This is a genomic window from Herminiimonas sp. NPDC097707 (assembly GCF_044761395.1).
Taxonomy (GTDB): domain Bacteria; phylum Pseudomonadota; class Gammaproteobacteria; order Burkholderiales; family Burkholderiaceae_D; genus Oxalicibacterium.
On sequence record NZ_JBIWCI010000001.1, the window covers coordinates 1,806,498 to 1,820,402 of the forward strand.

Annotated in this window: 14 protein-coding genes and 1 tRNA gene; 6 read left to right on the forward strand and 9 right to left on the reverse strand. The window is 53.6% G+C overall.

The window, feature by feature from the left end:
- Positions 1-10: 10 nt before the first annotated feature.
- From ggt to ACIQW9_RS08770, 8 genes are all read right to left on the reverse strand, one after another.
- Positions 11-1,603 carry a gamma-glutamyltransferase gene (ggt, locus tag ACIQW9_RS08735; protein WP_402335509.1) on the reverse strand — a complete coding sequence of 531 codons (1,593 nt, stop codon included), beginning with the start codon at positions 1,601-1,603 and terminating at the stop codon, positions 11-13.
- Between the two features lie 115 nt (positions 1,604-1,718).
- A complete protein-coding gene (locus ACIQW9_RS08740) occupies positions 1,719-2,369 on the reverse strand; it encodes a response regulator (RefSeq protein ID WP_402335512.1) in 651 nt (216 codons plus the stop codon).
- 1 nt (position 2,370) lies between these two features.
- Positions 2,371-3,432 (reverse strand): PAS domain-containing protein, encoded by a 1,062-nt coding sequence (locus ACIQW9_RS08745; protein WP_402335514.1) that lies wholly within the window; start codon positions 3,430-3,432, stop codon positions 2,371-2,373.
- Between the two features lie 58 nt (positions 3,433-3,490).
- Positions 3,491-4,897: a patatin-like phospholipase family protein gene (locus ACIQW9_RS08750; protein WP_402335517.1), complete on the reverse strand. Its 1,407-nt coding sequence runs from the start codon at positions 4,895-4,897 to the stop codon at positions 3,491-3,493.
- A gap of 275 nt (positions 4,898-5,172) precedes the next feature.
- On the reverse strand, positions 5,173-5,601 hold the full coding sequence (locus tag ACIQW9_RS08755; RefSeq protein ID WP_011872065.1) for a universal stress protein: 429 nt from the start codon (positions 5,599-5,601) through the stop codon (positions 5,173-5,175).
- Positions 5,602-5,658: 57 nt separating this feature from the next.
- Positions 5,659-6,351, reverse strand: coding sequence for a TerC family protein (locus tag ACIQW9_RS08760; RefSeq protein ID WP_402335519.1), 693 nt, complete (start codon positions 6,349-6,351; stop codon positions 5,659-5,661).
- A 122-nt stretch (positions 6,352-6,473) separates the two neighbouring features.
- Positions 6,474-7,883, reverse strand: coding sequence for a sensor histidine kinase (locus ACIQW9_RS08765; RefSeq protein ID WP_402335522.1), 1,410 nt, complete (start codon positions 7,881-7,883; stop codon positions 6,474-6,476).
- The gene (locus ACIQW9_RS08770; RefSeq protein ID WP_402335525.1) at positions 7,858-8,547 is read right to left on the reverse strand and encodes a response regulator; all 690 of its coding nucleotides are present in this window, start codon (positions 8,545-8,547) and stop codon (positions 7,858-7,860) included. Before ACIQW9_RS08770 ends, ACIQW9_RS08765 begins: the two co-directional genes overlap by 26 nt.
- 211 nt (positions 8,548-8,758) lie before the next feature.
- Here ACIQW9_RS08770 and ACIQW9_RS08775 point away from each other — a divergent pair, with 211 nt between their 5' ends.
- A complete protein-coding gene (locus ACIQW9_RS08775) occupies positions 8,759-9,076 on the forward strand; it encodes a hypothetical protein (RefSeq protein ID WP_011872069.1) in 318 nt (105 codons plus the stop codon).
- Between the two features lie 170 nt (positions 9,077-9,246).
- Positions 9,247-10,179, forward strand: a complete 933-nt coding sequence (locus tag ACIQW9_RS08780) for a diguanylate cyclase (RefSeq protein WP_402335528.1) — start codon at positions 9,247-9,249, stop codon at positions 10,177-10,179.
- A gap of 8 nt (positions 10,180-10,187) precedes the next feature.
- On the opposite strand, the gene ACIQW9_RS08785 is transcribed toward ACIQW9_RS08780, so the two are convergent.
- Positions 10,188-10,898, reverse strand: a complete 711-nt coding sequence (locus tag ACIQW9_RS08785) for a YceI family protein (RefSeq protein ID WP_402335531.1) — start codon at positions 10,896-10,898, stop codon at positions 10,188-10,190.
- 154 nt (positions 10,899-11,052) lie between these two features.
- Here ACIQW9_RS08785 and ACIQW9_RS08790 point away from each other — a divergent pair, with 154 nt between their 5' ends.
- The 4 genes from ACIQW9_RS08790 to trmB all read left to right on the forward strand — a co-directional run bounded on the left by ACIQW9_RS08790 (position 11,053) and on the right by trmB (position 13,881).
- The gene (locus ACIQW9_RS08790) at positions 11,053-11,688 is read left to right on the forward strand and encodes an SRPBCC family protein (protein WP_402335534.1); all 636 of its coding nucleotides are present in this window, start codon (positions 11,053-11,055) and stop codon (positions 11,686-11,688) included.
- Positions 11,689-11,809: 121 nt separating this feature from the next.
- Positions 11,810-12,874 (forward strand): hypothetical protein, encoded by a 1,065-nt coding sequence (locus tag ACIQW9_RS08795; RefSeq protein ID WP_402335536.1) that lies wholly within the window; start codon positions 11,810-11,812, stop codon positions 12,872-12,874.
- An 83-nt stretch (positions 12,875-12,957) separates the two neighbouring features.
- Positions 12,958-13,031 (forward strand) — tRNA-Gly (locus ACIQW9_RS08800).
- Between the two features lie 130 nt (positions 13,032-13,161).
- Complete coding sequence (trmB, locus tag ACIQW9_RS08805) at positions 13,162-13,881, forward strand: tRNA (guanosine(46)-N7)-methyltransferase TrmB (protein WP_402335538.1); 720 nt, start codon at positions 13,162-13,164, stop codon at positions 13,879-13,881.
- Positions 13,882-13,905 lie beyond the last annotated feature (24 nt).

The following is a 13,905-nucleotide window of genomic DNA, read 5'->3' on the forward strand; positions in this document are numbered from 1 at the left end:
GATGAAACAACTAAAAACCTAATGCAATTCCTTCGCCACGCGGATCTGCACCGCCTTCAAAAAATGGCGACCACGGCCCCGGCAAGCGAATCGCCTGTGCAGTACCCATACGCGGGAACGGCCACTGCGCCGCTTCCACCGGATGTCCCTGCTCACGCAAGGCATCAAACGTTGCCTCCGGCGCAGCCGATTCCAGCAACAACTTGTTCGAGGTATCGCCCCACGAGCGGCCGTACAACACACGTGGCGCATCGATGGCTTCCTGTACATTCAGACCGAAATCGACTACGCGAGTTGCAACCGAAGTCTGCGTCTGCGGTTGTACTTCGCCACCTTGCGTGCCATAGACCATATAAGGCTTGCCATCCTTGAACAGCATGCCGGACATCAGCGTCGATGCGCTTTGCTTGCCGGCCTTCAATACATTCGGATGATCCGGCTGCAACGAGAAGAAGCTGCCGCGGTTTTGCATCAACACACCGGAGACAGGATCGGTCACACATGCGCCAAAATCGAAGTACAGGCTTTGCACCAGACCGACTGCATTGCCGTATTTGTCAGCTATGCTGATGAAGGTGGTGTCGCTGCCGCCAGGACGATTTTCGTGTGTACGTTTGGTATCGGCCAGCCACTCGGCACGTTCGGCATTCGCCAGTGCAGGATCGAGCAATTGCTCGACAGGAATATCGGAAAACTCAGGATCGGTCAGATACTGATCGCGTTTGTTGAAGGCCCATTTGATCGCCTGAATCATCGCGTTGTAATACTCGGGCGAATTTTCATCCAGACCGGACAGATCGATACCATTGAGGAAATTCAAAATCATCAAGCCGGCTATCCCTTGCGATGGTGGCGGCACCTGGAAGGCTTGAAATCCGCGATAAGTCGTCGAGATCGGTTGCACCCACTTGGCGCGATATTGGTGGAAATCGTCCAGCGTCAGCAAACCGCCCTGACTCTTCAGATAATTGACGATGGAGTGTGCGGTGTGTTCGTAAAAATGGCGTGTGCCGTTTTTCGCAATGCCTTCCAGCGTATCGCCCAATGCAGGCTGCTGCAGGCGTTCACCCGGTTGATAGGCTGCACCGTTTTTCAGGAAGATTCCAGCCGAGCCAGGATCCTGACGGAACACGTCAGCATCATCGCTAATCCAGCGGCTGACATCTTGCGTGACCGCCACGCCTTCGCGAGCATAACGAATTGCCGGTGCCAGCAAGCGGGATAAAGGCATCGTACCAAAACGTGCATGGGCGAGGCCCCAGCTATCCACTGCACCCGGCACAGTGATTGCAGCACGCGGGCCGCGATGCGGGATCGCATCCAACCCCTTGTAATCGTCGAGAGAAATGTTTTGGCCGCAGGTGCCGCTACCGTTTAATGAGCTCAGCGTATTCGATTTTGCATCGTGGATCATCCAGAATGCATCGCCGCCTATGCCTATCATGTGCGGCAATACGACACTCATCGTGGCTGCCGCGCAGATCGCAGCGTCAACGGCGGTGCCGCCTTCCTTCAACACATCCAGTGCCGCGCCGGTCGCCAGGTAATGGGCCGTGGCGACCATGCCGTTTTCGGCATAACTTACGGGACGGGTTGTTCTCATCATTTCTCCAGAAATCAGGTTCTTGAGAAATGAGCATAGGCCGGATTTAACGCACTGCAAATCAGATTCGCCTGATTCGCATCTAGGGATTTCCCTAGGTGAAAATTACCTGAACTCAGGCCTGGTCGTAACCTTCATTGATCAAACCGTGCTTGACCGCGTAGTACACCAGATTGGCCGTGGTCGCCGCTTCCATTTTTTGCAGGATGGCGGCCTTGTGCGTGCTGATGGTTTTATTGCTCAGGGTAAGGATATTCGCGATGTCGTTGACCGAATGTCCTTCCACCAGCATATTGAATATCTGAAATTCGCGCGCCGTCAGCTTGGTATGCAGCAATTCCTGCTCCGGCTTTTGCAATTGCTTGATCAGCTTGTCGGAAATCGCCGGCGACACAAAAGTACCGCCCTCGGCCACCTTGCGTATGCCGTCTATCAGCTGGCTGGAAGCCGCGTTCTTGGTGATATAGCCGGACGCGCCTGCGCGCATCGCCTGCACCGCATACTGGCTTTCCTGATGCATGCTCAGGATCAGGATAGGCAACTCCGGCTTCAATGCATTGATTTGCTGTATCAGGGCGATCCCGCTCTTGCCCGGCATCGACATATCCAAAACCAGCACATCCACTTTCAGCGCACGAATTTTCTGCAGCACTTCTTCGCCATCGGCGGCTTCGCCTACCACCGCCATATTCGATGCGAAAGAAATAATCTGCTTCAAGCCATCCCGTATCATGGCGTGATCATCGGCGATCAATACTTGAATCAATTCATTCTCCTGTCGTGGTCGCGCTGCTGCGCGGGATGCGCACCTCTATCGTGGTGCCGGCATCCGGCGTACTGTGTATCGTCAGATTGCCACCCAGCATGAATGCGCGCTCGCGCATGCCGAGCAAGCCCAGGCTTTTGCGGCGCGCACGGGTGGAAGCATCCATGCCTTTTCCATTATCGGTGATTTTCAGATTCACGCTATCGCTCTGTTGCTGCAGCTCGACCATGACAAACGTGGCCTGGCTATGCCGGCTGACATTCGTCAGTGACTCTTGCAGTATGCGAAAGATTGCGGTGTTGACTTCACGACTGAAATCCAGCGGCGGACTCGGCAGTTTCAACTCATATGCCACTGCACTGCGTTCGGAGAATGATTCCAGCAGCCATTCGATGGCCGCCAGCAAACCCAGCTCATCCAGAATGAACGGCCGTAAATCGGCTGCAATGCGCTGCACCGATTCTACGGTTGAGTCGGCAATTTTCTTCAGCGACTCCACATCTCTGCGCCATTCTTCATCCTGCAGCGCATGACGTTTTTCAATCACGCCTAGACCGATGCGTATCGCCGTCAGCGATTGCCCCAGCTCATCGTGCAGCTCGCGCGAGATGCGGGTGCGCTCTTCTTCGCGCACCGATTGCAAATAGGCCGAGAGTTCACGCAACTGGCTGCGCGAGGCCAGCAATTCCTGCTCGGCTTTTTTCTTGTCGGTAATCTCGCGCGAAATACCGGTGGTGCCTATCACTTCACCCTGCTCGTTGCGTATCGGCGTCTTGATCGTGTCATACCAGTGCAGCGTACCGTCTTCGGCGTAACGTTGTTCTTCATAGCGCAAACGCTCGCCTTGTTGCATCACGCGTCGATCGGTTTCGATGTATTCATTGCCCCACTCCGGCGGCCACACTTCAGCCGGTGTCTTGTGCAGAATCTCGCTTTCCGGCAAACGGCACGCAATACAAAAAGCATCGTTGACAAGGATGTAGCGCGAATCCTTGTCCTTCAGCCAGGCCTGATCCGGAATATTGTTCAGGATCGCCTTTTGCAATTCGTCATCCTTGCTCATACATCGTCTCCGCTGTGGAAGCGCGCTACCGCGACAGGAAATCTAATTGCTGCAGGTATTAATTGCTACGCTTTGCCTTGATGTCTTCCAGCAACTTCAGAAAGTCCGGCGATTCATGCATCAAAGAAGTGGCCGCAGAGCGTAATTCCCGGACGGTTTTCTTCGGCAAATACAAGGAAGTCGGTACATTAAGAAGCTCTGCCCGCTTGCTTTCATCCGCCAGATTCTTCAGGCCGATATTAATGTAATACACCGATGGCGGCACGCTTCCATTTTGTTCTGCCTTGGCTTGCGCAGACTCGCGCCAGCGATCGATGGTGGACTGCATCGCACGTTCCGATTCCTGCGTATAGCGCGCAATCGGAATATCGCCGATCGCACGCACCACATCCATGAAGCCTGGCACATCCGCACTCTGATTGATCAGATTATCCGGATCGTTTTGTGCATTGACGACAATCACGACCAGCTTTTCCATTTCTGCCAGACGGAAATCGCGTTGCACCGCCTGGCTGCCGATCAACGCTTCCAGATCGAGAATGCCGCGTATGCTGAGATTGTCAGACAAGCCGCCGTCCAGTAAATGAACGTAGGGGCGTTTCTCGCGATCAAGGTAACTGAGCAGCTCCTGACTACGCGCACGCGATGCGGCTGCAGCCCTGCCACGCTGATTGCTGGCAACTGCCTCCCGTATCGTCGGCGGCACCTGATAGTCGCAGCTGCCAGCGTAATTCCACAGCGTCACCGGCGAAAAAACCAGCGGTACTGCACTCGACGCCGCCACCGCGCGTGCAATCGGGAATTTGCTTAAATCCGAACAGAGAAAATTGAAGGACTCCTGAATGAAATCGAAGCGCCCGCCCGAGGCCATATCGGTGGCGCTGACAATCACAAATGGGCCTTGGCGCTTGTGCACCAGATCGTCGAATGTCGCATGGTCAAACAACACTTCATCCAGCTGTTCCTCCAGCAAATCGGAGCGACCGAAACGCGGCGAAGTCAGACGCCACTGATTGGAAAACGAAATCACACGGCTAATGATCTTGTCCTGAAAATCAAGCTCGAGAAAACGCTTGTTGAAATCCGTCAGCACACCCTCGCCATGCAAGCCGTAATACGCCCCCAGTATCGAACCGCCCGATACGCCATACACCAGGTCGACTTCATCGAACAGGCGTCGGGTTTTGCCATCGGCGACAAACTTGTTGCGCGCCAGCTCTTCCAGCACGCCATAACCAAGCGCTGCCGAGCGCGCACCGCCACCGGAGAACATGATCACCACAAACACCTTGCTGGCGTCGGGCGCCAGATTCACCGATCTGACACTGTAGCCGCTGTCCTCTTTGTACTGCGGCAGTTGCGCATTGACATGGTATTGCACCAGACTACTGCAAGCGCTTGACAGCAAGGCAGCGCCGAGCAACAGGATGTTCCACCCCAGTTTTTTATATTTATTTGAAATCATTTTGATGAATAGGCTGGCGAGATGCGTATTCCCTTCAGGGAGAACGCAGAATTGTCAGCATTATATCGATGCCGGCAGGGATGCGGTGGCGCATGAAAGTGACGATATGGCGAGCCGGATTATTTTTGTCGCCGTCGTTTTCGTCAGCTTCTTGCCCGATTATCGTCATGCAGCCGCAGACAATCGTGAATTGCCATAAAAAAAGCCCGGCTTACGCCAGGCTCAAGAGACCCAGCTTGAGGACTGAGTCTGATACACACAGGATGAATATTGCGCTAATACACCTCGCTGATATCGCAGATGCCTTCCGCGCCTATCAACTGTCGCAATTGGCTGCCAACCGAGCCTAGGCCGAGATTTTCAAAAACGCTTTTATGCTTGGGTACCACGATCTGGTCGCAATGATGTTCACGGGCAAACTGCACAATGCTTTCCGCCTTGTGGCCAACCACAACACGCTCCTGATGCGGTACACCGGCAGCGTCCAGGCCATCTATCATCGGCTGCAATATCTGCATGCCGTTTTCCTGATGGAACTCTTCAACCTGCTTGCGGCTCACAAAGCGCGTGATGAATTTTGAAATCGGGGTTTGCACATTCAATAGAAACAGCGTGCCGGGCTGGGTACGATGGCGTTCTATGACGTGTTTGAGTGCGCATTCGATATCGTTGCTGTCATTGATTGGTACCAGAAGCTTGCTCATGATTTATCTCCTTGATGTAACGCTATCTGAAATGGTCTATCGCTTGTCTGCACTGCATCAACCTTCGGTAGGCACAGCAAGCGTGTGTCTGGCACTCAGCAGCTTCCCCATGCCGACCACAATCAATATCCCCAGAATAGGCAAGGCAATTTCCAGATAATGCGCGTTGGCGATCAGACCCTTGAGTGCAGGATCTTCCACGGCCATTTCGCCAGCCACGTAACCAAGCAGACCTGCACCCAGCGTAACGATGATGGGAAAACGTTCCATCAAGCGCATCAGCATTGCGCTGCCGAACAGGATCAGCGGAATGGTAATGACCATGCCGACAAACAGCAGGCCCATATGGCCGTTGGCGGCGCCTGCCATGCCGAGCACATTGTCCAGACTCATCACGATGTCGGCGATGACGATGGTTTTTACCGCGCCCCAGAAGTTGTCGCTGGCGCTGACATTTTCATTCTCTTCTTCAGGCAGCAGCAGTTTGATACCGATCCAGAGCAACAGGATGGCACCGGCCACTTCCACGTATGGAATGGTCATCAGGTAGGAAGCAAAGGCCGTCAACGCGGTCATCAGAATGACGATGGCAACGGTGCCGATCAGGAAGGCGTTTCTTTGTTCTTTCGGCGGCAATGAGCGGCATGCCAGTGCAATGATGACGGCGTTGTCGCCGCTCAGAAGAATGTTGATGATGACGATCTGGAACAGCGCCACCCACATGGTTGAATCGCTTAATATCGCAAGCATTTCTGTCTCCTTCTATGATTATGGTGAAAACCATTCCATAGTAAAGACCGGCGCTTACGCTGTACTTTCGCGAACATTACATTTCGCTTTCACCAGTATTACAAAATACTTACAGGTCGTCGTCAGCCTGGCGCATGCGACACCGGGAAAGAAACGGTAAACGTATTGCCCACGCCATCCACATCGTCTTCCAGCGTGATGCTTGCATTGTGCAGGGTAGCGATCTCATGCACGATGGCAAGCCCGAGGCCGCTGCCTTCTTCATGCGATCCCAGCAAACGATGGAAACGCTCGAAGATGCGCGTGCGTTCTTCCACCGGAATGCGCGCACCGTCATCGCTGACGATCAGATGTGCATGCTCGTCCTGCCGTACATGCACAGTGACGCGACCGCCGGGCGGTGTATAACGAATGGCGTTGTCGACCAGATTGTTGATCATCTCGGTGACGCGCGCCGCTTCGCCATTCAACAGCACCGGCTGTCCCGCCGTATCGAATCCCAGATCGATCTGTTTCTTGTAAGCCAGCGGCACCCATTCCTGCGCAGCACGCAGCGCCAGCTGGTTGAGATCGAAGGGTGCAAAATTGACTGCCACATTATTCGGCTCGTTGCGCGCCAGAGAAAGCAGTTGCGACACCAGTCGCGACAAGCGTTCGGCACTCGTATACAGATGGCCCAGGGCACGTTTGACCTGCGTCAGATCGTTCTCGCGCAGGGCCAGCTCGATATGCGCCTTCAGGCCCGCAACCGGCGTACGCAATTGATGCGCAGTATCGGCGATGAAGCGCCCCTGAAAGCCCAGCACTGCATCGACACGCGTCATCAGATCGTTCACTGCACCGACTAGCGGCTCCACTTCTCCCGGCACATTGTCGGCGGCAATCGGACTGAGATCCAGATGCGAGCGCATGCCGACTTCCTGCTGCAATTTGCGCAAGGGCGCCAGACCGTGCGCCACACCGCGCCAGATCAGGATGCCGGCAATCAGGATCAGCAACACCTGCGGCAGGATCAGCTGGATCAACAAGGCGCGTTCGTGACGATCGCGTTTGACCTGCGTTTCGGCCACCTGAATCATGACTAGCTCGGTGGCCGGATGCAGCAAGGGCTGACCGCGCAACAGCGCGACACGTACCGACTGTCCCTGCAATACGCCATCGTAATAGGCCGTGTCCTTGCCGCTCTTGATAACCGTCTGCACCGGCAGCGTCGGATCGCCGGCGATCAGATTACCGTCCATCGTGCGTATCGCGTAATACACCTGATCTTCCTTGTCGAGCAGCAGCGTACGCTCGGCTTCCGGTGCCAGATCGAATCCCATCTCGCCCTTGTTGTGCGTGACATGCAGCAGCATTTCGCGTGCAATTTCATTCAATTCGACGTCATACACATCGTTGGCAACGTGACGCACGACAAAGTAGCTGCCGACAATATCGATCAGCAGGATCAGAGAAAGCGGAACCAGCACAAGACGCAGCAATCTGCTGCGCAAAGTCGGATTGCGTTCAGATTTCCGAGCGTTCTTTTTCACCGGATTTTTCAAGCAGATAGCCCATGCCGCGCACAGTACGGATCGTGATGTTGTAGGGTTCGAGTTTTTTTCGCATACGATGTACGTATACTTCGATTGCATTGCTGCCACCATCGTCGCCCCAGCCGAATAGCCTGTCTACCATCTGTTCCTTGGTCACGACCTGGCCCTGGCGCGACAGCAATACTTCAAACACTGCCAGTTCGCGCACCGACAATTCCACCGGCACGTCGTTATGGAATAAGCGATGCGCTTCCAGATCGAAGCGCAATCCGCCATGCGTCAGGCTCTTGCCGGCATCGAACTGTCCGCGCCTTATCAGTGCACGAACACGCGCCTCGAACTCCGGCAGATCGAACGGCTTGGTCATGTAATCGTCGGCGCCCAGATCGAGCCCTGCCACGCGATCGTCCAGCGTATCGCGCGCGGTCAGTATCAATACCGGCACGCGCGATTTGCGCTCGCGCAAACGTCGCAGCACGGCAAGACCATCCATCTTCGGCAGCGCAATATCCAGCAACACCAGCGCATAAGCATCATTGCTCAAGGCGCGATTGGCATCTTCACCGTTATCGGCATAATCGACCGCATAGCCGGCCTGCGTCAGTGCACGCGTCAAGGCTGCTGCGAGTACTGCATCATCTTCAACAATCAAAATGCGCATGGAAATAGTCGCCCCTTCTTTATTACGCAAGCATGCCATCGTTTGCCATTAGTTTCCTTACAAACATTACAAAGTGCGTTTCAAGAAAATTGGCGCAGATGAAACAAAGTGTAACAACTGCATTTATCGTCAACCACAGTTCACAACTGACGTTAAGGAATGTACGGATGAAGATCAATCCGCACTTTAATACTTGAGAGAGAGCACAACAATGAACAAATTAATCGCTACCCTGGTTGCCGGTCTGTTTGCCTCCGTCGCCTTTGCACAAGCACCTGCTCCAGCCAGCACACCTGCTACCGTAAAAGCGGAAGTCAAGGCAGAGAAGTCCGTCTCAAAAGCTGAAAAATCGGAAGCCAAAGTTGATGCCAAAGCAGATGCTGCAGCAGCCAAGACCGATGCAAAAGCAGATGCTTCCAAAGCAAAAGCACATGCCAAAGCTGACCATAAAAAAGCCAAGGCTCACGCCAATACCACTGAAAAGAAAGCCGAAGCACACGCTGATGTGAAAGCATCGACGGCCAAATAATCTTCTTTTAACGGCAGGCCGTTCACCGGCTGCCATAACGCCCGTACCGCCTTGATGGTGCACGGGCGTTTTTTTATGTGCCAGCCCGGATCAGCACATGCTAAAGTTGCCATCAAGCACCGGGCAAACATCTTGCTCACGGTTTCCGACCACAGCGCAAAAGCACCGCCATGACTGATACTGCACGCATAGACCACGCCGTCTACAAAACCCTGCTCGAATCCACCAAGGCGATTCCCTGGAAGATCGACTGGAAAAGCATGACCTTCGCTTACATCGGCCCGCAGATAGAAGCACTGCTCGGCTGGTCCTCATCGAGCTGGGTGAGCGCGCAGGATTGGGCGGACAGAATGCATCCGGAAGACCGTGCATGGGTCGTTAATTTTTGCGTGGCCCAATCCAAAGACGGCACCGATCATGAAGCAGATTATCGCGCCCTCACCAAGGACGGCAACTATGTATGGATACGTGATGTGGTGCACGTCATGCGCAATGCCGATGGCGAGGTCGAAGCGCTGATCGGCTTCATGTTCGATATCAGCGAGCGCAAGAAAACCGAAGCCAAACTCATCGATCTGCAAAAAGAGCTGGAGACACTATCCTTCAAGGATGGATTGACTGGCGTAGCCAACCGGCGCATGTTCGATTCCATCATGGCCGCCGAATGGGCCAATGCCAAACTCAATCATCAGCCGCTTTCCGTCATCATGCTGGATATCGATTACTTCAAACAATACAACGACCACTACGGCCATATTCAGGGCGACGATTGCCTGAAACGTGTAGCGAATATTTTGAGTTCAGCAACCCGACGATCACGTGATTTTTTTGCCCGTTTTGGCGGTGAAGAATTCATACTGGTGTTGCCGGAAACCGATGAGCTGAATGCGATCAATATTGCCGAGCGATGCCGCACATTGATCTGCAAGGAAAAAATTCCGCATGAAAAATCAGAGGTGATTCCGATGATTACTGTCAGCCTCGGCGTTGGCACCATCATCCCGACTGATAAAGATGATCCCATCAGATTCATCGAAGAAGTCGACAAGCGTTTGTATCAAGCCAAGCAGCGCGGCAGAAATTGCATAGCCAACAGCGACTAAGATAGTTTCTAAAACTTGCCGGCGACAATACGAAAGCGCAAGTCCAGCCTGTCCTGCACCTGGATCGCGCCATTCAAGATCGAAAACGGCACGATGCCGAAATCGGATTGCTTAAAGTGCATTTTTCCGCTGACAAGCAAACCCTCAGCTGTTGCCTGCATCTCGACCGGAACCTCAAACGAGCGGCTAATGCCATGTAATTTAATCGTTACAGCCAGCGCACTCTCTGCACTCTTGCGCTCAATATGAATCAACGCAAGTGGAAACTGCGCCACGTCCAGAACCTTGTTGAGCATATTACGCCGCGTACCCTCTATATCCTCCTGAGTGGGTTGCGTCGACAATCCAGCCTCAACGCGTAAAGCAGCTTCATCAATCACGAGTTTTTCTAGCGGGACAGACAAGTCGGCTCTGCCATCCACTGGCGACACGAAGCCAGTTACATCATGACTGGCCACCACGTGATCGTGGCCGAATCGCGCAAATGCACCGGCACGGCGCACCTCAAGCACCAGCAGGGATTGCTGCGCATTGACGCGGAATATTTTTTTGCCCTGTGCTTCCGCCTGCAGGTAATCACTTTCAGTAAAGGCAGCAACAGGCTCGGTGCCTTTTTCAGGCTGCTGCAAGCGCGTCTCCGGTGCGCATGAGACAAGCAAAGTTACGCATAAAGCGAGCAAGCCAGCTGTATAAGTCTGTTGAAATTTGCTTCGTTTCATTTTCTTTCCATTCAACACTTTTTCTACGCAACAACGCTCTCTTCAACATCGATGCGCACTGCTACAACTTGCGCCCGCCATCCTTTATACCTTGGCGTAATATAACCGCATGCATTTTTTACCTTTCCGCCTTCCTTTAGCCAAAGACGAATATATGACGGATGGTAAATCGCATCTTGTCGCAGCCTGGATGTTATCCATCCTTGTGCTGGCGCATATGGGCACAGCAAACTATGCGCATGCGGCAAACGAAACCAATGCAAGAAACCAATTTTCAGTTGAAGCCACGCAATACGGTACTGCCGTACAAGTCAGCGTACGCACCACGGTCAAGGCACCGCTCGCTCTGATATGGAATACCCTGACTGATTATGACCACTTGGCGCAATTTATCCCCGGCATGAAAAAAAGCCGGCTGATCGAACGGCAAGGCAAGGTCGCTGTTATCGAACAATCAGGTTACGCACGTCTATGGTTCTTTCATTTTCCGATAGACGTTACGGTGGAGGTGACTGAACATCCTTCTTCCGCCATTCAGGTTCGTCTGCTGAAAGGCAATCTCAAACGGCTGGAAGGTCACTATGAAATCGAAAAGATAGCGGATGATCTCTACGCCTTGCGCTGGACGGGGACGATAGAGCCAGGTGTGGCTGTACCGGGTTTTCTTGCTACCGATCTGATGCGCAAGAATATTTCGGAACAGTTTCTGGGCATGGTGGACGAGATCGAACGACGTGCTGCATTGGCCACTCCCATTTCGCCCCTGGAACAAGAAACGATGCCTCGCTGATTTCCATACGGGCGGTTCCATCTCCATCATCGTTTAAAATGCTGGTTCAGTAGCGCACTGTCCGATCGTGAAGACTTCGTCTTGTACCGTGGCAGATGCTACTTCTCAATACCAGAACTTGATGACTTCCCTCATACCGCAAGAAATACCCGCAGCACTCATTCTCGACTCAATCAATGAAGACGCCATAGTTGCAGCAGAAAACCATCTTCGCGACGTTCTTGCACTGGCCATCGAATACAAGGCGCCGCACGCGGCAATCATCGTATTCGATACCCGCTGCGAACTCGCACTTGCACTGACTGAAGCGTATAAACGTTGTCTGCCGACGGCGACCTTCATCGATTTCGATACGATATCTGCAGATGCCGTACTCGCCGCCTTTGCCGAGCTGGCTGCAAATGATCTGGTGGTGCTGATTCAATCGACAAATTTTCGCCTTGAAGCTTTTCGGATACGGATAGAACTTTTCAAGCGTTCGCTCAAGGTAATAGAGCATCCGCATTTATCGCGCATGACAGGATCACAAGCACTGTATTACATTGAATCCCTGGCCTATGACTCGGCCTACTATCGCGGCGTTGGCCGAGCATTGAAGGCACGTATCGACCGTGCCAGCTTTGGCGTTGTCGACAGCGGCGGCGAACGCCTGGTGTTTGACTCTCCGTTTGAATCCGCAAAACTGAATATCGGCGATTACAGCGAGATGAACAATGTGGGCGGCCAGTTTCCGATCGGCGAAGTGTTTACCGAAGCACAGGATCTGGAGGCGGTGAATGGGCGCGTACGTATTTTTGTTTTTGGCGACACCGCATTTCAAGTCAATCAGCCAGAAAAACCCATCACCCTGGTCATCACCAAAGGCCGCGTCACCGATGTAATCGATTCGACGCCTGAGTTCGACCAGGTGCTCGCCAATATCCGTGCCGATGAAGGCGAAGTGTGGTTGCGCGAGCTCGGCTTCGGCATGAACCGTGCCTTTACGCAGCAACGTACCGTCAGCGATATCGGCACCTATGAGCGCATGTGCGGCATCCATCTGTCGCTGGGCGCCAAACACGGCGTCTATAACAAAGCCATCATCAAGCGGGCGACCGCCAGATACCACGTCGATGTCTTTGCAGTCACGCAAGCCGTCTATCTCGATGATGATCTTGTATATAGCAACGGCGCCTGGCAGGTCTGAAACGCGATCTGTAGTTCAACCCATAACGCGGATAGCCCGCAGTTCGCTAATCTCGTGCAAACCCGCGTAAAATGACGGCTTCTGCGGGTGTAGTTCAATGGTAGAACGAAAGCTTCCCAAGCTTTAGACGAGGGTTCGATCCCCTCTACCCGCTCCAGCCAGACTCCAGACATCTGGCCGATAGGCGCTTCGATTCGCGCTTCGATTCACACTTTTTTAACAGCGACATTTTTGCCTAATTTGCACTTAATCCGCTCTCAATCTGCAGTACTAACCAAACACTTCGCATGACCGATACCAAATCCGACGACGGACAAAACAAGCCGCTTTTTTACGATCCGACCGAACACCGCATACGCAGCTTCGTCACGCGTGCGGGACGCCTGTCAACCGCGCAAGCGCGCGCCATCGAGGAACTGGGGCCGCAATTCTTCATCCCCTATGCCAAGGCGCCGCTGGATATCGATCAGGCCTTCAGTCGCACGGCACCGACCATTTTTGAAATCGGCTTCGGCATGGGCGAAACCACGGCAAAAATTGCCGCCAGCATGCCGGAGAAAAATTTCATCGGTGTGGAAGTGCATACGCCGGGCGTAGGCAGCCTGTTGAAGCAGATCGGTGAACGGGAGTTGACGAATCTGCGCATCATCCAGCATGACGCATTTGAAGTATTGACCAATATGATTGCACCGGCATCGCTGGCCGGCGTGCACGTGTTCTTCCCCGACCCCTGGCACAAGGCACGTCACAACAAGCGCCGCCTGATCCAGCCGCCGCTGGTGCAACTGCTTTCGTCACGTATCAAGACCGGCGGCTATCTGCATTGCGCAACCGACTGGCAGGAATATGCGGAACAGATGCTGGAAGTGTTGAGTGCCGAACCAAGCTTGCGCAACACTGCGGATGCATATGCGCCGCGCCCTGATTACCGCCCGGTCACGAAATTCGAAAATCGCGGCATCAAGCTCGGGCACGGCGTGTGGGATCTAGTATTCGAAAAAAAATAAGCGGCATCGCTGTGCCGCTTGTTT

Excerpts from the sequence above, each read along its gene's own strand:
- ggt (WP_402335509.1), bottom strand. The coding sequence starts at position 1,603 with ATGAGAACAACCCGTCCCGTAAGTTATGCCGAAAACGGCATGGTCGCC.
- ACIQW9_RS08745 (WP_402335514.1), bottom strand. The coding sequence starts at position 3,432 with ATGAGCAAGGATGACGAATTGCAAAAGGCGATCCTGAACAATATTCCG.
- ACIQW9_RS08750 (WP_402335517.1), bottom strand. The coding sequence starts at position 4,897 with ATGATTTCAAATAAATATAAAAAACTGGGGTGGAACATCCTGTTGCTC.
- ACIQW9_RS08755 (WP_011872065.1), bottom strand. The coding sequence starts at position 5,601 with ATGAGCAAGCTTCTGGTACCAATCAATGACAGCAACGATATCGAATGC.
- ACIQW9_RS08760 (WP_402335519.1), bottom strand. The coding sequence starts at position 6,351 with ATGCTTGCGATATTAAGCGATTCAACCATGTGGGTGGCGCTGTTCCAG.
- ACIQW9_RS08770 (WP_402335525.1), bottom strand. The coding sequence starts at position 8,547 with ATGCGCATTTTGATTGTTGAAGATGATGCAGTACTCGCAGCAGCCTTG.
- ACIQW9_RS08775 (WP_011872069.1), top strand. The coding sequence starts at position 8,759 with ATGAACAAATTAATCGCTACCCTGGTTGCCGGTCTGTTTGCCTCCGTC.
- ACIQW9_RS08780 (WP_402335528.1), top strand. The coding sequence starts at position 9,247 with ATGACTGATACTGCACGCATAGACCACGCCGTCTACAAAACCCTGCTC.
- ACIQW9_RS08785 (WP_402335531.1), bottom strand. The coding sequence starts at position 10,898 with ATGAAACGAAGCAAATTTCAACAGACTTATACAGCTGGCTTGCTCGCT.
- ACIQW9_RS08790 (WP_402335534.1), top strand. The coding sequence starts at position 11,053 with ATGACGGATGGTAAATCGCATCTTGTCGCAGCCTGGATGTTATCCATC.
- ACIQW9_RS08795 (WP_402335536.1), top strand. The coding sequence starts at position 11,810 with ATGACTTCCCTCATACCGCAAGAAATACCCGCAGCACTCATTCTCGAC.
- trmB (WP_402335538.1), top strand. The coding sequence starts at position 13,162 with ATGACCGATACCAAATCCGACGACGGACAAAACAAGCCGCTTTTTTAC.